24 protein-coding genes and 7 pseudogenes are annotated in these 25,586 nt (G+C 50.3%); 14 read left to right on the top strand and 17 right to left on the bottom strand.

Features of this window, described 5'->3' with window-relative positions:
- Positions 1-178: 178 nt before the first annotated feature.
- From ACD630_RS14130 to ACD630_RS14115, 4 genes and pseudogenes are all read right to left on the bottom strand, one after another.
- Positions 179-2,245 carry a carbon starvation CstA family protein gene (locus ACD630_RS14130; RefSeq protein ID WP_430359420.1) on the bottom strand — a complete coding sequence of 689 codons (2,067 nt, stop codon included), beginning with the start codon at positions 2,243-2,245 and terminating at the stop codon, positions 179-181.
- A gap of 220 nt (positions 2,246-2,465) precedes the next feature.
- Positions 2,466-3,429, bottom strand: a pseudogene (locus ACD630_RS14125) (IS256 family transposase); the annotation flags it as partial.
- A 23-nt stretch (positions 3,430-3,452) separates the two neighbouring features.
- Positions 3,453-3,575 (bottom strand): hypothetical protein, encoded by a 123-nt coding sequence (locus tag ACD630_RS14120; protein WP_430359419.1) that lies wholly within the window; start codon positions 3,573-3,575, stop codon positions 3,453-3,455.
- Between the two features lie 174 nt (positions 3,576-3,749).
- Positions 3,750-5,687, bottom strand: a complete 1,938-nt coding sequence (locus ACD630_RS14115; RefSeq protein WP_430359418.1) for an exoribonuclease II — start codon at positions 5,685-5,687, stop codon at positions 3,750-3,752.
- Positions 5,688-5,852: 165 nt separating this feature from the next.
- Between ACD630_RS14115 and ACD630_RS14110 the strand changes: the two are divergent.
- Together ACD630_RS14110 and ACD630_RS14105 are read left to right on the top strand one after the other, a co-directional pair.
- Positions 5,853-6,520, top strand: a pseudogene (locus ACD630_RS14110) (MFS transporter); the annotation flags it as partial.
- 444 nt (positions 6,521-6,964) lie between these two features.
- On the top strand, positions 6,965-7,522 hold the full coding sequence (locus tag ACD630_RS14105; protein ID WP_430359417.1) for a hypothetical protein: 558 nt from the start codon (positions 6,965-6,967) through the stop codon (positions 7,520-7,522).
- Here the strand turns inward: ACD630_RS14105 and ACD630_RS14100 are convergent.
- The 5 genes and pseudogenes from ACD630_RS14100 to ACD630_RS14080 form a co-directional block, all read right to left on the bottom strand.
- Positions 7,483-8,418 carry a hypothetical protein gene (locus ACD630_RS14100; protein WP_430359416.1) on the bottom strand — a complete coding sequence of 312 codons (936 nt, stop codon included), beginning with the start codon at positions 8,416-8,418 and terminating at the stop codon, positions 7,483-7,485. The genes ACD630_RS14105 and ACD630_RS14100 overlap by 40 nt on opposite strands.
- 75 nt (positions 8,419-8,493) lie before the next feature.
- Positions 8,494-10,809: a beta-glucosidase BglX gene (gene bglX / locus ACD630_RS14095; protein WP_430359415.1), complete on the bottom strand. Its 2,316-nt coding sequence runs from the start codon at positions 10,807-10,809 to the stop codon at positions 8,494-8,496.
- 216 nt (positions 10,810-11,025) lie between these two features.
- A complete protein-coding gene (locus tag ACD630_RS14090) occupies positions 11,026-11,466 on the bottom strand; it encodes a transposase (protein ID WP_430360050.1) in 441 nt (146 codons plus the stop codon).
- A gap of 25 nt (positions 11,467-11,491) precedes the next feature.
- On the bottom strand, positions 11,492-11,854 hold the full coding sequence (locus ACD630_RS14085) for an IS630 transposase-related protein (RefSeq protein WP_430359414.1): 363 nt from the start codon (positions 11,852-11,854) through the stop codon (positions 11,492-11,494).
- Positions 11,855-11,889: 35 nt separating this feature from the next.
- Positions 11,890-12,213, bottom strand: a pseudogene (locus ACD630_RS14080) (transposase); the annotation flags it as partial.
- A 47-nt stretch (positions 12,214-12,260) separates the two neighbouring features.
- On the opposite strand from ACD630_RS14080, the gene ACD630_RS14075 reads away from it, so the two are divergent.
- The 7 genes from ACD630_RS14075 to ACD630_RS14045 all read left to right on the top strand — a co-directional run bounded on the left by ACD630_RS14075 (position 12,261) and on the right by ACD630_RS14045 (position 14,521).
- Positions 12,261-12,608, top strand: coding sequence for a transposase (locus ACD630_RS14075; RefSeq protein ID WP_430360049.1), 348 nt, complete (start codon positions 12,261-12,263; stop codon positions 12,606-12,608).
- Positions 12,514-12,942 carry a group II intron maturase-specific domain-containing protein gene (locus ACD630_RS14070; protein ID WP_430359413.1) on the top strand — a complete coding sequence of 143 codons (429 nt, stop codon included), beginning with the start codon at positions 12,514-12,516 and terminating at the stop codon, positions 12,940-12,942. The genes ACD630_RS14075 and ACD630_RS14070 overlap by 95 nt, the downstream gene beginning before the upstream one ends.
- 32 nt (positions 12,943-12,974) lie before the next feature.
- Positions 12,975-13,340 (top strand): IS630 transposase-related protein, encoded by a 366-nt coding sequence (locus tag ACD630_RS14065; RefSeq protein ID WP_430359412.1) that lies wholly within the window; start codon positions 12,975-12,977, stop codon positions 13,338-13,340.
- A gap of 61 nt (positions 13,341-13,401) precedes the next feature.
- Positions 13,402-13,707: a transposase gene (locus ACD630_RS14060; RefSeq protein WP_430360048.1), complete on the top strand. Its 306-nt coding sequence runs from the start codon at positions 13,402-13,404 to the stop codon at positions 13,705-13,707.
- A gap of 5 nt (positions 13,708-13,712) precedes the next feature.
- Entirely contained in the window at positions 13,713-13,907 is a 195-nt protein-coding gene (locus tag ACD630_RS14055; RefSeq protein WP_430359411.1) for a hypothetical protein, read from the top strand.
- Between the two features lie 163 nt (positions 13,908-14,070).
- Positions 14,071-14,259, top strand: coding sequence for a hypothetical protein (locus ACD630_RS14050; protein WP_430359410.1), 189 nt, complete (start codon positions 14,071-14,073; stop codon positions 14,257-14,259).
- Positions 14,260-14,314: 55 nt separating this feature from the next.
- On the top strand, positions 14,315-14,521 hold the full coding sequence (locus ACD630_RS14045; protein WP_430359409.1) for an IS630 transposase-related protein: 207 nt from the start codon (positions 14,315-14,317) through the stop codon (positions 14,519-14,521).
- Here ACD630_RS14045 and ACD630_RS14040 read toward each other — a convergent pair.
- The gene (locus ACD630_RS14040) at positions 14,491-15,741 is read right to left on the bottom strand and encodes an IS256 family transposase (RefSeq protein WP_430359408.1); all 1,251 of its coding nucleotides are present in this window, start codon (positions 15,739-15,741) and stop codon (positions 14,491-14,493) included. The two genes, ACD630_RS14045 and ACD630_RS14040, sit on opposite strands and share 31 nt — an antisense overlap.
- A 293-nt stretch (positions 15,742-16,034) precedes the next feature.
- On the opposite strand from ACD630_RS14040, the gene ACD630_RS14035 reads away from it, so the two are divergent.
- The 3 genes and pseudogenes from ACD630_RS14035 (at position 16,035) to ACD630_RS14025 (ending at position 17,822) form a co-directional block, all read left to right on the top strand.
- Positions 16,035-16,451, top strand: a complete 417-nt coding sequence (locus ACD630_RS14035) for a DNA polymerase III subunit psi (RefSeq protein ID WP_430360047.1) — start codon at positions 16,035-16,037, stop codon at positions 16,449-16,451.
- 15 nt (positions 16,452-16,466) lie between these two features.
- Entirely contained in the window at positions 16,467-16,907 is a 441-nt protein-coding gene (gene rimI / locus ACD630_RS14030; RefSeq protein WP_430359407.1) for a ribosomal protein S18-alanine N-acetyltransferase, read from the top strand.
- 160 nt (positions 16,908-17,067) lie between these two features.
- Positions 17,068-17,822 (top strand): annotated as a pseudogene (locus ACD630_RS14025) (IS5 family transposase).
- A gap of 144 nt (positions 17,823-17,966) precedes the next feature.
- Here the strand turns inward: ACD630_RS14025 and ACD630_RS14020 are convergent.
- The 7 genes and pseudogenes from ACD630_RS14020 to dinG form a co-directional block, all read right to left on the bottom strand.
- Positions 17,967-18,890, bottom strand: a pseudogene (locus ACD630_RS14020) (IS5 family transposase).
- Between the two features lie 56 nt (positions 18,891-18,946).
- The gene (locus ACD630_RS14015; RefSeq protein WP_430359406.1) at positions 18,947-19,117 is read right to left on the bottom strand and encodes a hypothetical protein; all 171 of its coding nucleotides are present in this window, start codon (positions 19,115-19,117) and stop codon (positions 18,947-18,949) included.
- Between the two features lie 201 nt (positions 19,118-19,318).
- Complete coding sequence (locus tag ACD630_RS14010; RefSeq protein WP_430359405.1) at positions 19,319-19,744, bottom strand: GNAT family acetyltransferase; 426 nt, start codon at positions 19,742-19,744, stop codon at positions 19,319-19,321.
- Between the two features lie 34 nt (positions 19,745-19,778).
- Positions 19,779-19,985: a hypothetical protein gene (locus ACD630_RS14005; RefSeq protein WP_430359404.1), complete on the bottom strand. Its 207-nt coding sequence runs from the start codon at positions 19,983-19,985 to the stop codon at positions 19,779-19,781.
- A gap of 59 nt (positions 19,986-20,044) precedes the next feature.
- Positions 20,045-20,968: pseudogene (locus ACD630_RS14000) on the bottom strand (IS5 family transposase).
- Positions 20,969-21,079: 111 nt separating this feature from the next.
- Positions 21,080-22,036: a DNA-binding protein YbiB gene (gene ybiB, locus ACD630_RS13995; protein ID WP_430359403.1), complete on the bottom strand. Its 957-nt coding sequence runs from the start codon at positions 22,034-22,036 to the stop codon at positions 21,080-21,082.
- A 56-nt stretch (positions 22,037-22,092) separates the two neighbouring features.
- Positions 22,093-24,192 carry an ATP-dependent DNA helicase DinG gene (dinG, locus tag ACD630_RS13990; RefSeq protein ID WP_430359402.1) on the bottom strand — a complete coding sequence of 700 codons (2,100 nt, stop codon included), beginning with the start codon at positions 24,190-24,192 and terminating at the stop codon, positions 22,093-22,095.
- Positions 24,193-24,542: 350 nt separating this feature from the next.
- On the opposite strand from dinG, the gene ACD630_RS13985 reads away from it, so the two are divergent.
- Together ACD630_RS13985 and ACD630_RS13980 are read left to right on the top strand one after the other, a co-directional pair.
- Positions 24,543-24,737: a hypothetical protein gene (locus ACD630_RS13985; protein WP_430359401.1), complete on the top strand. Its 195-nt coding sequence runs from the start codon at positions 24,543-24,545 to the stop codon at positions 24,735-24,737.
- Between the two features lie 94 nt (positions 24,738-24,831).
- Positions 24,832-25,575: pseudogene (locus ACD630_RS13980) on the top strand (helix-turn-helix domain-containing protein); the annotation flags it as partial.
- Between the last annotated feature and the right edge of the window lie 11 nt (positions 25,576-25,586).

Here is a 25,586-nt window from a genome sequence, read left to right as displayed (position 1 = left end):
GTGTAGATATCACTTTACGTCTAAAATCAATTGAATAGCTCATTTAAATAATGTAATCAAAATTAAGTCGTTTTTCTATATAGCTCAAGCAATTAAGGGACACAGCCTAGTATCACAATGGAAAAAAATGCCCGTCATTGCTAACGGGCATCGGCACACAGCACCGTTAATGAGGCGGTTAACGGTGCGTTGTTTCTTCACGTAAGATAACAGCCACTTCTTTTGCCGTCGGCGTCTCGCTTGCCAAGGCACGGCGAATCACGAAAAAGGCGGAAATAAGCATGGTAACCACTACCAGCATAAAGAACCCGCACAGTGCGGCGTTGATCTGGTTGCTGAACACAATGGTTTCCATATCTTTGATGGTCTTGGCCGGGGCGATTAACGTGCCTTGCTCAATACCCTGCGAGAAACGTTTAACCTGAGCCAGAAAACCGATACTGGCTTTTTCATGGAAGATTTTCTGCCAGCCGGCTGTCATGGAAGTGATAAACAGCCAGATGGTCGGCAGTATAGTTACCCAAGCATAGCGCTGTTTCTTCATTTTGAACAGCACAACGGTACCAAGAATCAGCGCCATAGAAGCCAGCATCTGGTTTCCGATACCAAACAGCGGCCACAAGGTGTTAATCCCACCGAGAGGATCGATAACGCCCTGATAGACAAAAAATCCCCAACCGGCTACCGCCACCGTGGTGCCCGCCATGTTACCCAGCCAGGAGTGGCTCTTGCCCATACCGGGAATGGCGAGACCGACCAGATCCTGCACCATGAAACGGCAGGCGCGGGTACCGGCATCGACAGCTGTCAAAATGAACAGCGCTTCAAACAGGATGGCGAAGTGATAGCAGAATGCCATCATGGCCCGACTGTTAAAGATTTCGGTGATGATATGCGCCATACCCACCGCAAAGATAGGTGCCCCCCCGGCACGTGACAGAATAGAGGCTTCGCCCACGTCTTTGGCTATTTCACTCAGCGCTTCCGGTGTGATCATAAAGCCCCAGCCGTTGATCACCTGTGAGGCTTGTTCAACGGTGGTACCGATTAGCACAGACGGTGAGTTCATGGCGAAATAGACGCCCGGATCGATAACTGAAGCGCAAATCAGCGCCATGATCGCCACAAACGATTCCATCAGCATCGCACCATAACCAATCATGCGAATGTGACTTTCTCGTTCAATCAGCTTAGGCGTGGTACCGCTGGAGACCAACGCGTGGAACCCGGAGATGGCACCGCAAGCGATGGTGATAAACAGGAAGGGGAACAGGCTACCGGAGAACACCGGCCCGCTACCGTCAATAAAGCGTGTCACAGACGGCATTTTCAGTTCTGGCGTGACGAACACAATACCCACAGCCAGACCGACAATCACACCAATTTTCAGGAACGTAGAAAGATAGTCGCGTGGTGCCAGCAGCAGCCATACTGGCAGCACCGAAGCGATAAAGCCGTAAATCACCAGCGCCCAGGTCAGCGTGGTACCTTGCAGGGTGAAGAAGGGACCCCAGTACGGATGGACAGAAATGTCGCCGCCGTACACGATGGCCATCATCATCAACACAAAACCGATCAATGACACTTCAGCTATTTTTCCAGGGCGCAGAAAACGCATATAGACGCCCATAAACAGCGCAATCGGGATGGTCGCTGCAATGGTAAACACCCCCCAGGGGCTGTGTGCCAGCGCTTTGACCACAACCAGTGCCAGTGCGGAAAGGATGATTATCATCACACCCAGTGCGCCCAGCATCGTCACCACACCTGCAAAGGTGCCTAACTCTTGTTTTGCCATTTCCCCGAGCGAACGGCCATCGCGGCGCGTCGAGATAAACAGGACCAGAAAATCTTGTACCGCACCGGCGAACATCACCCCGACCAAAATCCAGATGGTGCCCGGCAGAAAGCCCATCTGCGCGGCAAGAATCGGGCCAACCAACGGACCCGCCCCGGCGATAGCGGCAAAGTGGTGACCAAACAACACCCACTTGTTGGTGGGAACATAATCCAACCCGTCATTGTGACGCTTAGCCGGCGTGACACGACGGTCGTCCAGTTCAAACACTTTTTTAGCAATAAACAGACTGTAAAAGCGGTAGGCAATGCTGTAGCAGGATACGGCGGCAATGACCAACCACACGGCATTAACGTGCTCTCCACGGCTTAAGGCCAGCATCGCGAAGGCGATAGCCCCCGCTAATGCGACCAACAGCCAGATCACTATGCTCTTGACATTATTCATGACAACGGCTCCTTCGTTACCCAACTAATGGGGCGAGACTTTTGCTGGCTTTTAGGGAGTGGCGCCATGGCAAACGGCGCACCCCTTAAAAACATAGTATATTTCAGCGTGATACGCGGCAGGTGCAGATGAGAAAATGTGAGCAAGAGTGAATTTTTGTAAATTAAATTCAGTTTTGGCTAATGATGATAGAGTTATTAGCAAATCTGGTGTATGGCAATCAGGCTACGTTCCGCTCTGATGCTTCGTGAATCTGTTCTCCATCCTTAAATTGGACGTTGCTTACAACCAGGGTCAGCAGGTCAAATCCTCTTAGTCGGTTCCAGCTTTTCTGAGCTGACTGGAGCAGCTTAAATACCATACCATTGACAGGGTTGTTTCTCTCGAACCACCGTTCTTCGCGCCTCTGCTTCGTAGCCTCACAGTCGCAAAAGCCGATTCAATCGGATTTGTCGTTCTTATTGACGCCCAGTGCTCTGACGGGAAGTCGTAGAATGCCAGCAGTTCTTCTCGAGCTTTCTCCAGCTTCTTCATCGCTGCAGGATACTTCGCTGAAAACCTTGCCAACAAAACATCAAAGGCTTCATTAGCGGCATCGCGGCTCTCTGCTAGCCAAACCTCCCGCAGCTCAGCCTTAACTTTCGGTTGCATGGCTTTGGGGAGTGAAGCCAACACATTAGCGGTTTTGTGCACCCAACAGCGTTGGTGCTGCGTGTCCGGGAATATCTTTGCCATTGCATTCCAAAAACCAAGAGCACCGTCTCCCGTAGCCAGCTTGGGAGATACGGTTAGGCCACGTGCTCGCAGGCCATTAAGAAGTTCGGCCCAGTTTGCTTCTGACTCTCGATAACCATCTTCGACCGCAACCAGCTCCTTACGTCCATGCTCAGTGACGCCGATAATGACCAGCAGGTAAAGGCGATCATCTTGCCTGACATGGCTGTATATACCATCGGCCAGCAATAAACGTAGCGCGTATCGCTTAAATCACGCAGGCACCATTGCCTGTGCTCTTCAAGCCATTGCTGTTTCAGTCTGCTGATGGTACTGGCAGAGAGGCCATTCGCTTTTTCACCGAGAAGCGCCCTCAGGGCTTCGTGAAAATCACCGGTGGATATGCCTCGCAGGTACAGCCATGGTAGCAACTCTTCGACGCTTTTTGCACGTTTCAGATAAGGCGGCAACTCTTCGACGCTTTTTGCACGTTTCAGATAAGGCGGCAACAACGCGCTGTTGAAGCATATAGCCAAGCGACATTACGAATGAGTTCATGCAAGGGATCACCGGCAATATCTGGTTCTGCGGAGAGCTGTAGGGTAGACTTTTTCATGGGGTATCATCTCTCTGTTGTTGAAATCATCCACGAAATCAATCAGCAGGATACGCCACCCTCCCCGAAACCCCGTACACCAGAAATGAGCATAACTCATGATGATAGGGGCAGGGAGAATCTGATGCGGAGAAAATCGGTGTCGCCAACCCGCAGGCAGGCGACACTAAAAGTTTATGCTACGGGTTTGGCAATGATACTGCGCGTTTCCATGCGCACGTCGGTCAATACCACATCCAGCGTATCGCTTTGGCGGTAGACCACTTCACCTTTGACGGAGACCGTTCCCGTTTCCTGGCTGCTGACTAGCTCATCGCGTACTGCGTGAATAAACGAAGCCGGGATAAAGGCAACGGCACCGTTGTTCAGCAAACGCACACGCAGACCACCACGCGTCACATCGATGATCTCGGCGCGGAAGCGGGCATCACTCCCGGCTTTCGGTTTCAGGAAACGAGCATACAGCCAGTCACCGACGTCACGCTCGGCCATCCGGTTTAAACGACGGCGCTCCGCCATTTGTTGCGTGATGTCATCTTGCGGTTTCTCAGCGGGCTGTCGGCAAATAATTGCTTTCAGCAGGCGATGGTTGATCATGTCGCCAAACTTGCGGATGGGTGAGGTCCAGGTGGCATACGCATCCAGCCCCAAACCAAAATGCGGCCCTGGCGTAGTGGAAACCTCGGCGAAGGTTTGGAAGCGGCGAATGCGGCTGTCTAAAAATGACGTCGGCTGCGCATCCAGCTCTCGGCGCAGTTTGCAAAAGCCGTCCAGGGTCAACAGCGCAGCAGCGTCCGCTTCAATGGCGTTGTTACTTAACACCGTCACGGCCTGATCGACCTGAGTTGGCTCGAAACCGTTGTGCACGTTGTAAATGCCGAAGCCAAGCTTCTCTTTAAGCATGCGTGCGGCGCAGATATTGGCGGTGATCATGGTTTCTTCGACGATACGATTAGCGATGCGACGTTGCTCAACCACGATATCCAGCACATCGCCCTGCTCACCGAGCAGGAAACGGTAATCAGGACGATCTTTAAACACCAGTGCGTGGGTGGCACGCCAAGCGCTGCGGGCCAGACCGATGCGGTGCAACAAACGGATTTGCTCGGCAACGGCATCGTTCTCCGGCTGCCATTCCCCCTGTTGCTCCAGCCAGTCTGAAACGTTGTCGTAAACCAGTTTGGCCTTGGATTCTACCCAAGCGGCAAAGAACTGCACATCATCGCCCAACGTACCGTCGGCCGCGACGGTGACGCGGCACACCACTGCCGGGCGGCGCTCCTGCGCGCGCAGCGAGCAGAGATCGTTGGAAAGTACGCGCGGCAGCATAGGAATATTGAATCCCGGCAGGTAGTTGGTAAACGCACGTTGACGCGCCAGCCTATCCAGCGTGCTGCCCGCTTCCACATAGGCGGTAGGGTCGGCAATGGCGATAGTGAGTTCCAAGGTGCCGTCGCCGTTATCTTTGGCATACAGCGCATCGTCCATGTCTTCAGTGCTGGCGCTGTCGATGGTAACAAAGGTCAGTGCGGTCAAATCTTCGCGCGTCAGATTGCCGTCATTGAGCGTCAATTCGCTGTCCATTTCTGGCGCAGTACGCTCAAGATTGTGACGTGACAACGTCACCCACCACGGCGCCAGCGGATCGTCGCCGGTGGTGATATATTGCGTTAATTCAGCATGGAAGCTGCGATCGCCTTTGAGCGGATGGCGACGCATTTCCGCCACCGCCCAATCACCATCCTGAAAGGTGTGATTGACGTCGCGTCCGGTACGGCAGGGGATCGCCTCTTTCAGCAGCGGATGATCGGGCAGGATGGCAAAACGGTCATCCTTTTTCTGCACGCGGCCAACAAAGCGCGTCAAAAAGGGTTCAATCAGGGATTCCGGCTCTGCGATTTCACGATCTTTATCGGTGTGGAGCGTCGCAACGATACGATCGCCATGCATCACCTTCTTCATCTGCGGTGGTGGAATAAAGTAGCTTTTTTGTGCGTCGACTTCCAAAAAGCCGAACCCTTTATCAGTGCCTTTCACTACGCCTTCAGCACGCGGAGTTTGGGTGTTAAGTTGCTGTTTTAGCTGGGCAAGCAGCGGATTATCTTGAAACATAATGAGTAAAAGAGATGTCCAGATGCGGTTATTAACGACACTAATGAATGGCAGACAGTTTTACGCGAAACCCGTGCTGGCGGCAAGCGTGATGTATATCAATGAGAGCAATCTTCGCGCTTTGAGAATAACCGCTAATGCATCGTGTAACGGGAGTGGAACGCAGGCGTCCCGGCCTGTGCCGTCATCGCTGCCGGTATGCTCGCCCTGTTTTGGGCGATAAAACACCTGCGCACCGCGTCTACCCCGTTGATTCGCCTTGACGCATTGAGCGTTCCCACATTCCGCATCACCATGCGCGTAGGATTTGTTTTACGCGCAACCATCAGTTCCGTTTCCTTCCTGCTACCACTGATGTTTCAGGTGGGATTTGGTATGGATGCCTTTAACTCTGGTGCGTTGGTACTGGCGGTTTTTGCCGGTAACCTGGCGATGAAACCTGCGACAACGCCGCTTATCCGCTATTTTGGCTTTAAAAAATTGCTGATTGGTAACGGTATTCTTTGCGTACTGTCGTTGTTAGGCTGCGCACTGTTAAGCCCCGATACACCACAAATGGTGACATTGGTGGTACTGTTTTTAGGCGGTCTGTTTCGCTCCATGCAATTCACTGGGATCAGTTCATTGGCCTTCGCCGATGTTCCCGCGCAAGAGATGAGCTCGGTGCGCTGTGCATTCGCTCGGGTGCCTAGATCAGCGAGACGCTTATGCTACCCGCCATACCGGGAGTCAGTTTTCGCATCAGGTTTGCGCTGATTACCGCGCTGGCACTCTGGGATATAATCAAGTTAAGTGCAGATGCGGGCAACAATGTTTCCCGCAAACCCAAATGATCGATCTACCGGTCGGAATTGGTTTCCCTCTATCGCTCAGATTTTTTTCGCATTGACGGTTCTGGCCAAGTCGCGTTGGCCAACTATCAAAAAACGCGCCACATCCACAGTTATCGTACGGAATAACGGAAATCATCTATTATTCATTTTAAGTATTAAAAAAGCTCTTTTTTTGGCCGATAGTGATTTCAAGGGTTTGTGTTCTGTGCACATACAGATAAGCTCGATGCATTAGTGGGCAATGGTTAAATCATCGATAACCAGCGGTTGCTGGGTCAGACGTCGCGTCCTTCAAAACCCAACGCGTTGAGATCGCACATTAATATTTTAAGTGGCTGTTTTGTAAGAAATATTTTACTGACATTTTTATCTTTTTCGCTTTATTTCAAAGTGACGTGTTGGCATTAAACACTGCCAGTAATGAATATATAAAGGAGTTATATTGTGGTTATTCCAGATATTCAGATTCAAAATCTACATGGCGCCACTTTTCAACCTAACGTCTCTACCGTTGATGTGATCAAATCACCCAATGCGGTAGCGGCAGTCAATACTGAGAGTAAAACCGGATCTTCATCTACTGGCTCAGATCCTTCCGATACGTTTTCACCGGACAACAGCACTAAGGTGACCCTCTCTTCTGACAAGGTACGCGCAGCACGAGGCGATGCTGCCGAGAAAAAGCAGGCCGAGCAACAACAAGATAATGACGAAGCCGCTGCGGGCAATGAATATTTATTGACCATGACAGGCATTCCTCTGTTCGGCGGTAAATTGGTCTCCGTGATTAAATATCCTGATGGACAATCAGAGATGTTTGATTCCTTGACCGGAAAACGCATTTCTCAACAAGATCTGGCTCTGCTCGGTGTGTTGCACGGCGTGGATCCTGGGCAAGTAATGAATTTTGAGAGCAATGAATCCAACAGTGGTCTCACGGCGGCTGAAGTCTATCAACGTATTCAAGAGCTGCGCGGCAAGGAAAACGGAAGCGACGAGTAATGTCGATGACGGCTCAGTGCCCGCGCTGATATTTGCTTTATCCGCGCGGGCTGCCGTATGACGTGATGCGGTTTACTCCTCTGCGTGACAGCATAGGTATAGCCAAGCGACATTATTTTGATAACAATTAGCTGTATTTTTTGCCACATATCAGGGCATTGGCTGTAATCATTTTTAAGTCGTTTTGCTATAAATGGCAGATCGTCTGCAATTTCACCAATTTTACGGGTATCACCGCCCCACTCGGCCCGATGCCCTTCCTTTCCCCGGATAAGCCAACATATTCCCTGGGAGCTTAATGTGCGCATATGCCCGATAGAGTCACCTTCACGGTCAATGAGATGAACTAACTTCTTCCCGGTATCAAGAGACTCAACGCGGGCAATATCAGCCGTCAAAGCATCCATATGAGTCAGACTCTCAGACAAGCCCTCGGTTAGCGTTGAACGACAACCCGCCCTATCGGTTAGAGTTTGAGACAGGGGCGCTATTGGTAAACCATTTGCAGCATCAAGCAGTAGGCTGGTTTGTAGTTCATAACCGACGTCGCCACCATGCGTCATTTTCAAACGTTCTTCTTTCCCATTGTGGGTACGAAACTGTAAATGAGACCAGTCGTGAACGACGGGAGCGTATGGATGCGGGCTAAGTGCAACCTGCCGGAGAGCCAGCGAAATAATCGGTTCATTGAGCTGACTGAAGCTAATACGTTCATTATTAAAAAAACGCCAAACGGCCTGAGTAGTGGCGAATGTTGTTTTCTGCGCGCAGGCAAGGTCTTTAACGGCTGACGCCAATGGTGCTGGGGGAGTCATGTGTTGCTTAACCAGACGCTGATAACGCCGGTTAAGGCGGGCATCAATCCCGCCGATGGATAAGTTGAGATCATGCAGCAACGTAATAGCAGATATTGCAAAAGATGTGTAGATACCTATGGGTATAGGCCGAGGATCGTTAGTACGCGACGGATGTCAGAGCAACGTAACACTCTGTTGTTTCACGCGTTGTGAATCCAGACCAATAAATACCTCAAACTTGCCCGGTTCGACAACCTGCTGCATTTGCGTATTGTAGAACTTCAGGTCATCTTCAGAGATAGTGAATCTGATAACGCGGCTTTCACCCGGTTGCAGCATCACTTTCTCATAGCCACGCAGTTCCTTGGCCGGACGACTGATAGACGCGACGACATCGTGCAGGTACAGCTGCACCAAGGTTTCGCCTGCCCGTTTGCCGGTGTTGGTGACCGTTACGCTCGCTTTCACGCTGCCGTTACGTTTCATCAGCAGACTGGACATGCTCACATCCGACACGCTGAAGGTGGTGTAACTCAAGCCGTAGCCAAACGGATACAGTGGGCCATTGGCCTCGTCATAGTAATGCGAGGTGTACTTGCCGGGATTTTCCGGCGTATATGGACGGCCGGTTGGCAACTGGTTGTAATAAATTGGGATTTGCCCAACGGAACGCGGGAAGGACATCGGCAACTTGCCTGAAGGGTTATAATCACCAAACAGCACATCGGCGATCGCATTGCCCCCTTCCGTACCGCTAAACCAGGTTTCCAGCAGCGCATCCGCTTGCTGATCTTCGCGCACCAGCGCCAGTGGGCGACCGTTCATCAACACCAGCACCAACGGCTTGCCGGTGGCTTTGAGCGCGGCGATAAGATCGCGCTGGCTCTGCGGTAAATCGATGTTAGAACGGCTGGAAGCCTCATGGGCCATACCGGCTGCTTCACCGACGACCGCAACTACCACATCAGATTTCTTCGCCACCGCCACAGCTTCATCAAGCATCTCTTGCGGCGAACGCGGGTCAACCTGTACCGCATCTTCGTATTGATTCAGGAAATCGATAATGCCTTTGTGATTACTGACATTAGCGCCTTTGGCATAAAATACCGTCGCGTCATTACCCACCGCAGTGCGAATACCGCGATACACGGTCACCGTTTGGCGCGCTAATCCGGCCGCAGACCAACTGCCCATGGTATCTCGCTTGCTGTCCGCCAACGGCCCCACCACCGCAATCACACCCGATTTTTTTAACGGCAGAATGTTGAGGCGGTTTTTCAGCAACACTAGGCTGCGTTTGGCAACATCACGCGCCTCGGCACGGTGTAAGCGGCTTTCCGCATTGGTATCCACCGGATCGCTGCTGGCAGCGCCTAGCATGCGGTAAGGATCGGCAAACAGTCCCATGTCATACTTCATGTTCAGCACCTGGCGGCAAGCCTCATCCAGTTCTTGCATGGTGACAGCACCGCTTTTCGCCAACTCAGGCAGGTACTTCACAAAGTACTCATCGCTCATGCTCATCGCGATGCCAGATTTCAGAGCAATGCGCGACGCGTCACGTGGATCGCTCGCTACACCGTGTTTCATCAGTTCTTTAATCGCACCGTGATCGGTGATGGTAATCCCTTGGAATTTCCACTGATCGCGCAGTAAATCTTTCAACAACCAGCGATTTGCCGTTGCAGGCACACCATTGATGGAGTTCAGAGCGACCATCACACCGCCACTGCCGGCATCAATTGCCGCTTTATAGGGGGGCAAATAATCCTGAAACATACGCTGGGGACTCATGTCCACGGTGTTGTAATCGAGTCCGCCTTCCACCGCACCATAGAGGGCAAAATGTTTGACGCTGGTCATCAGTGAATGTCTGTCGGTCGGTGCTTCGCCTTGAAACGCTTTCACCACCACACGCGCAATTTGGCTGGTCAGCCAGGTGTCTTCCCCAAAGCCTTCCGATACCCGTCCCCAGCGCGGATCGCGGGTGATATCGACCATTGGCGCCCAAGTCATGTTTAGCCCATCTTCGGTGGCTTCATAAGCGGAGACGCGTGCGCTTTTTGCAATGTTGTTCATGTCCCAAGAAGAGGCTAACCCCAGCGCAATCGGGAAAATGGTTCGATGACCGTGCACCACATCGTAGGCAAAAAACAGCGGAATTTTCAGGCGACTCAGTTCCATCACCTGATCCTGCATCGCTCGAATCTCCTGTCGCGTTACCGTGTTGAAAATCGCGCCCACCTGCCCATCTCTGATCATCTCGCGGATCACGTGTTTCGGGTTATCAGTTCCCACACAGATCAGGCGTAACTGCCCAATTTTTTCGTCGGTGGTCATTTTACGCAGCAGATCGGAGACAAAGGCATCACGCTGCGCCTGATGGACTGCATTGCTTTGTGCCGCAACAGGTACAGTGTTGGTCAGTTGCGCCCCGCCCGAAGAGCAGGCCAAGCCAATCGCAATCGTCAAAGAGGTAAGCAATTTCATTCGTTATTCTAGCCCAAGCATGCCGCACTCCACGTCATCGGGGAGCGCCTGTGAGGTTTGAAAATGACGTCAGTAACGTCGTCAAAATATCCAGCGCGTAATCATAATGTATTTGTTCTGATTCTCTTTAGTAAAAACTGAAAGAATTACGCAATCCTGCGCCATCTCTCATCTGCCGCGTGTCATTAGGCACATTTCATGATATAGCCAACCGACTTAATTTTGATTACACCATATGGACTGAGAACAAAATCTCTGTATCGCAACCACTCTCTTTTTTTTGCTTTTTGCTTGTGCCCATTTATGCTCAATGGGGTTAAGATCTGGCGAATATGTAGGCAAATACTCCACCATATACCCTGCATCGATGATGACTTGTGGAATATTATGTTTTTTGTGAAAAGTTGCATTGTCCATCACGATTACCCTGTTTTTAGGGAGGACTGGGATAAGGACTTGTGTGACCCAGGAATAGAAAACATCGCTGTTAATATTGATATCAAATAATCCGATAGCAAACAGCGTTGTGCCTAATAAAGCGCCGATAACATTTGTTCTTCCCTTGGCTCTCCCGTTCTTCAGGCCAAAACACCGTTGACCTTTTGGGGAATAGCCGTGAGTCCGTGGGGTATCGTGTGGAAAACCACTTTCATCAATAAAAACAATAGGTTTTCCTTCTTTTTCATACAGTTGTTTTTTTGTTGAAATGCTTGCCGGGCGCTTTCGTCGGCTTTCGGATGACGTAGAGTTTTTTATAGGTCAATCCCAGCTTTTTAAGAGCTTGCCAAATGGCCTTCTGACAAACGCCAAAACGCTCTGCACGTTCTTTTTGGTAAGCATCTGGATATGGTTCAACATCTTTTATCAACTCGGATTTATCGCTCTTTCGCTGACGCGTGGTCGATGCTTTTGACGCTATTTGATTAATCCAACGCGATACAGAGGCAGGGCCAATCCGAAATTGCTTCGCTGTTTCTCGGATACTCAACCCTTCTTCTTCCCGTGTAGATATCACTTTACGTCTAAAATCAATTGAATAGCCCATTTAAATAATGTGATCAAAATTAAGTCGTTTAGCTATAAAATCTGGTTATCCATCCCGGTGATCCGGGTCTGGTTCTTCTTCACCAGTTGCGGTTCAAAGGAACCATCACGATCACGTGGTGTACGCAGTTCCAGCGGACCATCGCCGGTGGTAACAGTCTTTGTGGAGTAGCCATTACGCGTGTTAGTTCCAGATTTGGACTGGGGCTTCTCATGCCCGAGGTGATGGGTCATTTCAGCATTAAGGGCAGCTTCAACGCTAATCTTTTTCAGCAGGCGATCAAACTGGTTGAGATCGTCAGAGGTTTTGAGATTTTTGGCCAGCTCGTTAGCCAGAGCCTGTAACTGTTTTTCGTCCATAAAGTAACCTGCTTTTGATGTTGGATTGAACATATCAAAATCAGGTAATTACACAATCTCGTGTACAGGCTCCTTTATTAGGCACAACGCTGTTTGCTATCGGATTATTTGATATCAATATTAACAGCGATGTTTTCTATTCCTGGGTCACACAAGTCCTTATCCCAGTACTCCCTAAAAACAGGGTAATCGTGATGGACAATGCAACTTTTCACAAAAAACATAATATTCCACAAGTCATCATCGATGCAGGGTATATGGTGGAGTATTTGCCTACATATTCGCCAGATCTTAACCCCATTGAGCATAAATGGGCACAAGCAAAAAGCAAAAAAAAGAGAGTGGTTGCGATACAGAGATTTTGTTCTCAGTCCATATGGTGTAATCAAAATTAAGTCGCTTGGCTATATCTACGTCAGAAGCGAAAGAGCCGGTAAATGTGTGAAGGAAAGCATCACCCACTGGCTGGAGAAGAGACTGAAACTGAAGGTTAATGAGCGGAAAAGAGCGGTGTCGCCACAGTGCGAACGTAAGTTCTTGGGTTACAGCATCAGCTCCGGCAAAGGGAGAGCGTGGATCCTCATTGCCCCGGAGTCGATAAGACGGGCTAAATCCCGTCTGAGAGAGATAACCGGGCGCAGCAAAGGCCGCAGTCTGGAACAGGTTATCGGCAAACTCAGGGTATATCTGACGGGATGGCGGAACTACTACAGTCTGAACGAGTTATAGCTAAACGACTTAATTTTGATCACATTATTTAAATGAGCTATTCAATTGATTTTAGACGTAAAGTGATATCTACACGGGAAGAAGAAGGGTTGAGTATCCGAGAAACAGCGAAGCAATTTCGGATTGGCCCTGCCTCTGTATCGCGTTGGATTAATCAAATAGCGTCAAAAGCATCGACCACGCGTCAGCGAAAGAGCGATAAATCCGAGTTGATAAAAGATGTTGAACCATATCCAGATGCTTACCAAAAAGAACGTGCAGAGCGTTTTGGTGTTTGTCAGAAGGCCATTTGGCAAGCTCTTAAAAAGCTGGGATTGACCTATAAAAAAAACTCTACGCCATCCGAAAGCCGACGAAAGCGCCCGGCAAGCATTTCAACAAAAAATACAACAGTATGAAAAAGAAGGTAAGCCTATTGTTTTTATTGATGAAAGTGGTTTTCCACACGATACCCCACGGATTCACGGCTATTCCCCAAAAGGTCAACGGTGTTTTGGGCTGAAGAACGGGGGAGCCAAGGGAAGAACAAATGTTATCGGCGCTTTATTAGGCACAACGCTGTTTGCTATCGGATTATTTGATATCAATATTAACAGCGATGTTTTCTATTCCTGGGTCACACAAGTCCTTATCCCAGTACTCCCTAAAAACAGGGTAATCGTGATGGACAATGCAACTTTTCACAAAAAACATAATATTCAACAAGTCATCATCGATGCAGGGTATATGGTGGAGTATTTGCCTACATATTTGGCCAGATCTTAACCCCATTGAGCATAAATGGGCACAAGCAAAAAAAGAGAGAGTGGTTGCGATACAGAGATTTTGTTCTCAGTCCATATGGTGTAATCAAAATTAAGTCGCTTGGCTATACCGTCACTGACGCGCAACCTGCTGGGGTGGGTAAGAAGGAGGTTGCGCAGTCTGCTGTGGAAAGAGTGGAAGAAAGGGCGGACTCGTTATAGCGAGCTCAGGGTTAGAGGGGTCGGTAAGGACCTTGCAGCCCAGACAGTGGGCAGTTGTCACAAGCAATGGCGGATCAGTCTGTCACCAGCGCTGTGCATAGCCCTACCAAATAGACTGTTCAGAGAAATGGGCCTGCCGGATATATAGCCAACCGACTTAAAAATGATTACAGCCAATGCCCTGATATGTGGCAAAAAAATACAGCTAATTGTTATCAAAATAATGTCGCTTGGCTATATAAGGTGGGCGACGATTAACATAACTGAACCGGCGTATACGGATCCGTATGTACGGTGGTGTGGGAGGAAGCTGATCGTGAGATCGGCTCCTATCCCTATTGCATCCGATTAATAACTGAGTGCAGATAGATATAGCTAAAAGACTTAATTTTGATTACATTATTTAAATGAGCTATTCAATTGATTTTAGAGGTAAAGTGATATCTACACGAGAAGGGTTGAGTATCCGAGAAACAGCGAAGCAATTTCGGATTGGCCCTGCCTCTGTATCGCGTTGGATTAATCAAATAGAGTCAAAAGCATCGACCACGCGTGAGTTATTAGCAAATCAGGTGTATGGCGATCAGGCTACGTTCCGCTCTGATGCTTCGTGAATCTGTTCTCCATCCTTAAATTGGACGTTGCTTACAACCAGGGTCAGCAGGTCAAATCCTCTTAGTCGGTTCCAGCTTTTCTGAGCAGACTGGAGCAGCTTAAATACCATTGACAGGGTTGTTTCTCTCGAACCACCGTTCTTCGCGCCTCTGCTTCGTAGCCTCACAGTCGCAAAAGCCGATTCAATCGGATTTGTCGTTCTTATTGACGCCCAGTGCTCTGACGGGAAGTCGTAGAATGCCAGCAGTTCTTCTCGAGCTTTCTCCAGCTTCTTCATCGCTGCAGGATACTTCGCTGAAAACCTTGCCAACAAAACATCAAAGGCTTCATTAGCGGCATCGCGGCTCTCTGCTAGCCAAACCTCCCGCAGCTCAGCCTTAACTTTCGGTTGCATGGCTTTGGGGAGTGAAGCCAACACATTAGCGGTTTTGTGCACCCAACAGCGTTGGTGCTGCGTGTCCGGGAATATCTTTGCCATTGCATTCCAAAAACCAAGGGCACCGTCTTCCGTAGCCAGCTTGGGAGATACGGTTAGGCCACGTGCTCGCAGGCCATTAAGAAGTTCGGCCCAGTTTGCTTCTGACTCTCGATAACCATCTTCGACCGCAACCAGCTCCTTACGTCCATGCTCAGTGACGCCGATAATGACCAGCAGGTAAAGGCGATCATCTTGCCTGACATGGCTGTATATGCCATCGGCCCAGAAATAAACGTAGCGCGTATCGCTTAAATCACGCAGGCACCATTGCCTGTGCTCTTCAAGCCATTGCTGTTTCAGTCTGCTGATGGTACTGGCAGAGAGGGCATTCGCTTTTTCACCGAGAAGCGCCCTCAGGGCTTCGTGAAAATCACCGGTGGATATGCCTCGCAGGTACAGCCATGGTAGCAACTCTTCGACGCTTTTTGCACGTTTCAGATAAGGCAGCAACAACGCGCTGTTGAAGCATATTCCGTTGCCGCTGAGCTCCCTGACCTTGGGCACTTTAATTTCAACATCCCCAATACCCGTCTGTATGGTTCGCGGTGGCAAATAGCCGTTACGAACGACAACATGACGCCCGTCGTCAAGGCGGCGTTCAGCATGTTGTTGCAGCATGGCTTCGAGCTCAACCTCAACGGCGGCAGCTATCAGTTGCCTGGCACCATTACGAATGAGTTCATGCAAGGGATCACCGGCAATATCTGGTTCTGCGGAGACCTGTAGGGTAGACTTTTTCATGGGGTATCATCTCTCTGTTGTTGAAATCATCTACGAAATCAATCAGCAGGATACGCCACCCTCCCCGAAACCCCGTACACCAGAAATGAGCATAACTCTCCTTGCAGCAAATCACATTGGAGCGTCATTAACGTGAGATATTTTATTTTTCATTGAGGCGGTGTGAAAAATACGGCGTTGGCCATTACTAGGCTTAAAGGGGAACACACTGCTGCCGGTTCACTTTATTGGCGCATCCGTATCAGGTTTGTTAGCATAGCGTGGCTATCATGGCGAACCGAGCACTGGATATCATGGCACCAAGACGCGATTGGCTTTTACAACAAATGGGGATTACGCAGTGGACGTTACGCCGCCCCACGGTGTTGCAGGGCGAGATTGCCGTTACCCTGCCCGCACAAACGCGTCTGGTGATTGTTGCCGCTTCGCTCCCCACCGCCCATGACCCTCTGATTGGCGATGTGCTGCACAGTTTGTCACTGCGCCCCGAACAAGTGTACCCGCTCACACCGGAACAGACTGCCATGCTGCCCACCTCGACGCATTGCCATAGCTGGTGTCTGGGGGTTGATGTGACACCCGCCTGGACGGGGGTGCAATTGAGTAGCCCGGCGCTGGACGCGCTTTACGCCAACCCCAGTGCCAAACGCGCCCTGTGGCAACAAATCAGTGAACATCTTCCCTTGCTGGCAGCCTCAGAGGCCCATTAATTCAGGTTGTTTATCATGCACGTTATTTCTCCCCTCACGTCCCACGATTTGCCTGCCGCCTTTACCATCGAAAAGGCAAGCCACGCTTTTCCGTGGACGGAAAGCACCTTTAACAGTAATCAGGGCGAACGCTACCTGAACCTGAAATTGACACACAACGATACTCTGGTGGCGTTTGCCATTACCCAAGTGGTACTGGATGAAGCGACGTTGTTCAATATTGCCGTTCACCCGACACACCAACGGCAAGGCCACGGTCGGCATCTGCTGGAACAACTGATTGAAACGCTGGAGGCACGCGGCATTACCACGCTGTGGCTGGAGGTTCGTACATCCAACGCCAACGCCATCGCGCTGTATGAGCAATTGGGGTTTAACGAAGTATCGCTGCGGCGTAACTATTACCCGGCAGCCAACAGGCGCGAAGATGCGGTGATCATGGCATTGCCGCTGTAAACCATAACGCGCCTGTGCCACTACACCATGGCAACAGGCGCGGTCAGTACTAGGCTGTGTCCCTTAATTGCTTGAGCTATAGTATGCATCTGTTTCTACGACACTTTTGATTATGGCTCGCTACGATCTTTCTGATGAAGCATGGGCAATCATTTAGCCCTTGTTGCCAACCGTTTTGACATCTCCGCGGGTCTGCCGGCCGTGGGCAGAACATAGAAAAATCTTCAACGGCATGTTCTGGATACTGTGTTCAGGCGCACCATGGCGTGATTTACCTGAACGTTATGGCCCATGGAAAACCGTTTATAACCGTTTCAACAGATGGTCAAAGTCTGGAATTATTAACATTATTTTCAATAAGTTACTTTCATTTCTTGATACTCATGGAGTTGTTGACTGGTCAGCCACTGCGCTGGATGGCAGTAATATCCGTGCGCTCAAATGTGCGGCTGGCGCTCAAAAAAACATCTCGATATTACCAACGATAATAGCCTGGGTCGCTCACGAGGTGGTTATGGCACCAAAATCCACATGGCGACTGACGGAAGCGGCATCCTGCTAAACATCGAACTGAGTGCTGGGCAGGGTCACGAAAGCCTGTTTGCGTTACGACTCCTGGACGGAATTGGCGTGCAACGCCAGAACGGCAGCATGAAGCGTCGTGGCCATGCAGTACTGGCTGACAAAGCCTACTCTGGGAATGCACTACGTAACGAGTTGAAAAAAAGAGGGATAAAAACGGTTATTCCCCGAAAATCAAATAAAAAACTGGCTTCAGATGGACGCTCGTAACTTGATAGTGATGCTTATCGCCGTCGCAACGTTGTGGAAAGGTGTTTTGGCCGTTTAAAGGAATATCGACGGATCGCCACACGTTATGAAAAAATGGCAAGAAACTATATCCAAGCGACTTAATTTTGATTACACCATATGGACTGAGAACAAAATCTCTGTATCGCAACCACTCTCTCTTTTTTTGCTTGTGCCCATTTATGCTCAATTGGGGCTTTGTTGAATAAATCAGAACTTGTAACGACTGCGCCCCATACGGGTCGATTGTTACGTGATGAGAATACTGTTCGGCATTCCTAATAGCGTGATCAGGTTAAGCACTTTGACCATGGCCATGGCTTCACCCACCTGAGCATCGTAGTCTCTCAGACTTAGATGACCACCCAGAAGCCTTTTGAACCGGAACATGGCCGTTTCAGCCACTGAGCGCCGGTGATAGCCCACTTTCTTTTTCCAGATAGCGTTACTGCCGCTAATGCGCTGATTTGCAACAGCGGGGTTACGCTCGTGGTAGCGATCTTGCCAATATTGCGCCCCCCTTCGTGGCGGGATAAGCGGCCTTATTTTCTTCCTCACCAGAGCATCATAGCAGTAAACTGTATCCTAAGCGCCGTCAGCCGATGCCTCTCTGATTTTCCGGTGGCTCTGGTTTATCAGCGCCGGTAGAGCTTGGGCATCAGTCGTACCACTGAGCGACAAATCCGCACAGATAATCTCATGCGTCACACTGTCTACTGCCAGGTGCAGCTTACGCCATACCCTGCGTCTGTCGGCACCATGCTGCCGGACTTTCCATTCGCCTTCGCCAAAGACCTTCGGGCCGGTTCCATCAATGACAAGATGTGAGATTTCACCACGGGTTGGCGTTTTTATGCTGATGTTCACTGTCTTTGCTCGCTTGCTGAGCAGCGAATAGTCTGGACAATGGAGTGACAATTTAATCAGTTTAAAAATCGAGTCACCAAAGCCCTGTAAAGCCCTCAATGAAAGGCCAAACACGCGTTTCATCATCAGGACTGTGGTGATGGTCATATCTGAGTAGTGGAGCGGTCGTCCACGCCGTTCAGTAGTGTTTTTTTCCGTCCATGCAGCAATGGCTGATTCATCTAGCCATACGGTTAGAGAACCGCGCTGCTTGAGGGCCTTGTTATAAGAGGGCCAGTTGGTGATTTTAAAATTTTGTTTTGCCATGGAGACCTGATTTTGAAACAACTGTGTTGATCTGCTCCGATGATTACCCAAAAGTTCTATTTATTCAACAAAGCCCTCAATTGGGTTAAGATCTGGCGAATATGTAGGCAAACATAGCAAAGCGACATTATTTTGATAACAATTAGCTGTATTTTTTGCCACATATCAGGGCATTGGCTGTAATCATTTTTAAGTCGGTTGGCTATACTCCACCATATACCCTGCATCGATGATGACTTGTTGAATATTATGTTTTTTGTGAAAAGTTGCTTTTAAACAACAAGCCAAAAACCGACAATACACCCTAAATAATTCGAGTTGCAGGAAGGCGGCGACGAGTGAATCCCTAGGAGCATACTCAAGTATGTGACTGGGGTGAACAAGGAAAGCCAACGCACCTGCAACTTGAAGTATGACGGGTATAGGGATTAGTATTCTTGATCTTCGATCAGACGTTTCCCCAGCGTAACAGAATCCACGATATCGTAGTTCAGCTTCTCATACATGCCGATCACTGCATCATTATCCTGCCGCACCATCAGGTGGATTTTGGGGCAACCGCGTGCGATCAGTTTTTTCTCCAGGCGGCTAATCAACGCGTTAGCGATGCCGCGCCCGCGAAAATCCGGATGGACGCCCAGATAGTAGGCCGATCCGCTATGGCCGTCATACCCGCCCATCACCGAGCCCACGATTTCACCGCCCACTTCGGCCACCAAAAACAGGGAGGCATCGTGATTCACTTTACGCTCAATATCCATTTCCGGATCGTTCCAAGGGCGCAGCAGATCGCAACGTTCCCATAGAGTAATCACTTCTTCAAAGTCATCTTGTCTGAATACGCGGATTTCCATGGGATCCCCCCGTTGATCGCTAAGGAAAATCTGATTATCGCGTGATCTGGCGCAGACGCAATATCAATTTGCTGCCACCTCTCCTACCGCAGTCGCTCAGCAGCAGGAAAGCCAACACCTCGCGGTTGTGACAGGCTATATAGCCAAGCGACTTAATTTTGATTACAGCATATGGACTGAGAACAAAATCTCTGTATCGCAACCACTCTCTCTTTTTTTGCTTGTGCCCATTTATGCTCAATTGGGGCTTTGTTGAATAAATCAGAACTTGTAACGACTGCGCCCCATACGGGTCGATTGTTACGTGATGCGAATACTGTTCGGCATTCCTAATAGCGTGATCAGGTTAAGCACTTTGACCATGGCCATGGCTTCACCCACCTGAGCATCGTAGTCTCTCAGACTTAGATGACCACCCAGAAGCCTTTTGAACCGGAACATGGCCGTTTCAGCCACTGAGCGCCGGTGATAGCCCACTTTCTTTTTCCAGATAGCGTTACTGCCGCTAATGCGCTGATTTGCAACAGCGGGGTTACGCTCGTGGTAGCGATCTTGCCAATATTGCGCCCCCCTTCGTGGCGGGATAAGCGGCCTTATTTTCTTCCTCACCAGAGCATCATAGCAGTAAACTGTATCCTAAGCGCCGTCAGCCGATGCCTCTCTGATTTTCCGGTGGGTCTGGTTTATCAGCGCCGGTAGAGCTTGGGCATCAGTCGTACCACTGAGCGACAAATCCGCACAGATAATCTCATGCGTCACACTGTCTACTGCCAGGTGCAGCTTACGCCATACCCTGCGTCTGTCGGCACCATGCTGCCGGACTTTCCATTCGCCTTCGCCAAAGACCTTCGGGCCGGTTCCATCAATGACAAGATGTGAGATTTCACCACGGGTTGGCGTTTTTATGCTGATGTTCACTGTCTTTGCTCGCTTGCTGAGCAGCGAATAGTCTGGACAATGGAGTGACAATTTAATCAGTTTAAAAATCGAGTCACCAAAGCCCTGTAAAGCCCTCAATGAAAGGCCAAACACGCGTTTCATCATCAGGACTGTGGTGATGGTCATATCTGAGTAGTGGAGCGGTCGTCCACGCCGTTCAGTAGTGTTTTTTTCCGTCCATGCAGCAATGGCTGATTCATCTAGCCATACGGTTAGAGAACCGCGCTGCTTGAGGGCCTTGTTATAAGAGGGCCAGTTGGTGATTTTAAAATTTTGTTTTGCCATGGAGACCTGATTTTGAAACAACTGTGTTGATCTGCTCCGATGATTACCCAAAAGTTCTATTTATTCAACAAAGCCTATCAAAGATAATATCAGATTTTGAGTGCAGGCATTTTAGCCAAAACGTTTGCTAATGGTCACCACCGCTTGTTCCATGGTTGGAGACATACCGCCAGCAACCAGACAGCAAGCAAGCTGTAAGCGCAGGGCATAAGGTACTGCAATTTCCCCCGCCAAGCACTGCGCTGTCCAACGCACAGTCGTCACTACATCCCGGGCAATCGGCAACTTATCCGGTACTACAACAATATCCTGACGCTGTTGCAGCATTACACTGTGTTGCCCCCGAATAAACTTAATTTCAAGACATCGCTGCGGATTCGCATAGACCTCACCTTCCGTGCCGTGCATCAGCAACGCTCTGGTATCGATATCAAGGAAAAACTGATTAAGCCGAGTGACGTATTCCGGATGTGAGACGCTGGTCAAACGCAATGCCTCTTGCTCGCCAAACGGCGTCAACAATTTAGCCAGCGTATGACTGCTATTGCGCACGCCCATGCGCCAGCGCAGTTGCAACTGTTTATCCAAAGCAGGACTCAGGACTGAAATCGGAATAAATACTGGGAACCCCTCATCAATCAATGACTGCCCCGCCTTGGCGCTGCTCGCACTTTTCACCCCGAGCGCTTGCAAAATTTCCGCGCTGGTTACCCGCGTCGGGTCATTTTCAACGCCGTGAACCACCACTGGAAAGCCCAATTTAACCAGCAATGGCGTCAGATTGGGCTGGCGCCGTGCACCGTTGTAGCTGGGGATGACAATAGGCATCGGGCGACCCGCAGGCGCGTGCAAGCGCAATACCTGCTCGCTGGTGGCCTGATAGAAACCGCGCAGCTCTGCTTCACCTTCCCCTTTGATTCGCAAGGGAATCAGTACACCGCCCAGTTCCAGATCGGGCACATCACCTTGCAGCATATGACGATATAGCGAGTAGGCAGCGTCCTGATCCAAATCACGTGCGTGATTTTTCCCCCGCCCGATCTCTTTGATGATGGTGGTAAAGTCCATGCGTTCTCCCGCGAAAAAGACGATCGATCTATTTCTGCAAAAATAGCATGTTTATATCAGGCTGGCACATCACGTTGTTCAATGGGGAATACCGGCAACGCCACCAACAGTTGCGCACCGTATCCCTTGGTCAACAAGCGTCTGTCATAGATAACGATTTCACCAAAACAGGTGTGACTGCGAATCAAACGCCCAACCTGCTGGATCAGGTTAAATGAAGCGGCAGGCAGGCTTTGCACCACAAAGGGATGGCGTTTCTGACTTTTTAACCACTCCCCTTCGGTCAGGATCACCGGGCTGTCAATCGGGGGAAAGGCAATCTTATGAATATGCACTTGCGACAGCAGTTCACCTTTCAAATCCAGCCCTTCGGCAAAAGATTGCAACCCAACCAGTACGCTGACGTCGCCCGCCTCCACGCGTTGTCGGTGCAACGCAATCAGGCGCGAACGCGGCTGATCCCCTTGCACCAACAGCATTAAGCGCAAATCGGTGACCTGTGAGAGAAACTGCTGCATCGCTCTTTGGCTGGCGAACAACACCAGAATCCCTTTGTGTCCCTGCTGGGACAATGATTGGCGGAAAAAACGCGCCATTTCGGCAATATGTGGCACTTCATTTTCCAGCAAGGGTTCACAGTGCATTTTGGGGATCACCAGCTTGCCCTGCTGACAGTGGTTGAAAGGCGAATCCAGCGTGATAAAACGATCTCCCTCTTCTTCATCCAGGCCAGAGAGTTCTTTCAGCCGCTGGTAACTGTTCAGGGAGCGTAAGGTCGCGGAGGTCAGAACCACGTGCGAAACATTGCGCCACAGCAGTCGGTCGAGCTGGTCACAGACACGTATTCCCGCACAGTGCAACGATAGCCGCCACTGCCCTTCGCGATATTCCCGATGCAGCCATTTTGATACCGGTGCGTTGGATACTTTCTCCAGCGCGGCCAAATGCCAGAGTTGCGTTTTACTCTCCAGATAACCCATGGCGCGGCTCATACGCAAAAGCGCCTGATGAACCCGCACCACATCGTGCTTGCCGGTTTTTTCCCCGAGATCGTGAGACAGGTATTCGGTTAAGCCGCGCAGGCCATCCGTTAGCTTATGCATCCGGACACACACCAGCCGCATCTCTTCCGGCATAACCCCCATCGGGAAGCGATATTCGCTTTCTTGTCCTTCCCCCTGGAGAAACAGCTCACTCATGGCAACAAATGCGGCGTTCTGCTCAATCATCTCCTCAATATGCACCGTCAACCGTTCAGGGTTAGTCAGACGCGGCGGAGATTTTGGCGGGAACTGCGCCATACAGGTTGCCACCAGCTGGATCACACTGTCCATCTGCGCTTTAACATACGCCGGGGTAATGTCCCCCGCCATTTCCAGCGAATCGCGTGCCACATCCGGCACGTGATGCCCTTCATCCAGCACCAACAGCAGATCTTTCGCGGCAGGCAGCACCGAATCGCTCTCCATCGCCGCCATCACCAAGGCGTGATTGCTCACCACAACTTCTGTATTTTCAATCTCACGACGGGCGATAAAGAATGGACAGTCACGGTAATAGTAACAATTTTTACCCAGACAGCTGGCTTTATCGGTACTGACCTTACGCCATAAAGCATCGTCGATCGTCAGGCTGTAATGATCGCGCATCCCGTCCCATTCATACCCTTGAAATGCTTTCGCCATCTTGAGACACTCCCCGCGCTCTTCTTTGCTGGCTGGCTCCAGTTCATCACTGAGAAATGCCAGCAAATCCCCTTGCGCGGTCTCGGAGGTCAACGCCGCCAGATTGCGCGGGCAGAGATAATGCGCCCGACCAAAAGCGGCGGTGAAGGTGAGCTCAGGGATGAATTTTTTCAGCAGCGGCAGGTCTTTGGTGACAATCTGATCCTGCAACGCGATGTTGGCGGTGCTGATCACCAGTGTCTTGCTCTCTGCGCGCGCAATCGCAATGGCGGGAATCAGGTAGGACAAAGTTTTACCCACACCGGTGGGTGCCTCAATAACCGCGTGGCGCGGATACTCACCGGCCAAGGTTTTCGCCACTTCTGCGATCATCTGTCGCTGTGGAGCCCGGGAGGTAAAATCAGGAATATGTTGTTGCAGCGCCTTATACCACTGGTCGATTTGCTGCTTGATTGTGGGGGTAAGCGCCATGCCATCTCAATGTCTGTCCAATTCTGCGACTATTGTCCCACAGACAGCGGCAAACGTCAGCCGCCATTCCCCTCGACAAACCTGCATGCAGCCAGTAGGGTAAAGTAAATCGTGATAAAGAGTCTTTTCCATGTCTGCGGTGTACCGCGTCAAACAAACGTATTGGTTTTCTCCGCGCCTGCCTCAGGTTGAATGCCGTTCGACCTAGTGTAGCGGCATAGGTATCTACACATCTTTTGCAATATAGCCAACCGACATTATTTTGATAACAGCTAGCTATGCTTTTTTGCCGCATATCAGGGTATCTGTTGTAATCATTTTTAAGTCGGTTGGCTATATCTGCTATTACGTTGCTGCATGATCTCAACTTATCCATCGGTGGGATTGATGCCCGCCTTAACCGGCGTTATCAGCGTCTGGTTAAGCAACACATGACTCCCGCAGCACCATTGGCATCAGCCGTTAAAGACCTTGCCTGCGCGCAAAAAACAACATTCGCCACTACTCAGGCCGTTTGGCGTTTTTTTAATAATGAACTGTATTAGTCGCGACTAGATCTGACACTGGACCTTGAAAGGTTGAGAGTTACCGGTTTTGATATGGGTGTCTAATCCTTAAACAAAACGCGAGGTAACTCTCATGCTTCATACTAACAATCCCATTATCAAACACAAAGCCGGCCTGCTCAATCTCGCCGAAGAACTCGGTAACGTATCAAAAGCCTGCAAGAGCATGGGCGTGTCACGCGATACATTTTACCGTTATCAGGAACTGGCTGCTGAAGGCGCCATTGATGCGCTGGTTAACCAGAACCGCCGGGTTCCGAACCTGAAGAACCGCGCCGACGAAGCCACTGAACGCGCGGTTGTTGATTATGCTATTGAGTTCCCGCCCCATGGGCAGCACCGGACCAGTAATGAGCTGCGTAAAAAAGGCGTGTTTATCTCCGGCAACGGCGTGCGCTCCATCTGGCAACGACACGACCTGGAGAACTTCCGTAAACGCCTGAAGGCGCTTGAGGAAAAGGTCGCCAGAGAAGGCATTGTCCTTACCGACGCTCAAATCGCAGCCCTGGAGAAGAAGGCGCACGATGATGAGGCCTGCGGTGAAATCGAGACGGCACATCCCGGGTATCTGGGCTCGCAGGACACCTTCTACGTGGGCAATCTGAAGGGGGTGGGCCGTATCTACCAGCAGACGTTCGTGGATACGTACTCGAAAGTGGCGCACTGCAAGCTGTATACGAATAAAACACCGCTCACTGCCGCCGACCTGCTCAATGATAGCGTACTCCCGTTCTACGAGGCTCAGGGACTGCCGGTGCTGAGAATACTGACCGACAGGGGTACGGAGTACTGTGGTAAAGTGGAGCAGCATGATTATAGCCAAGCGAC

This window comes from Symbiopectobacterium sp. RP, assembly GCF_050472005.1.
Classification (GTDB): Bacteria; Pseudomonadota; Gammaproteobacteria; order Enterobacterales; family Enterobacteriaceae; genus Symbiopectobacterium.
Note: the sequence above shows the minus strand (reverse complement) of the source record. Positions and strands in the feature narration are given on the sequence as shown.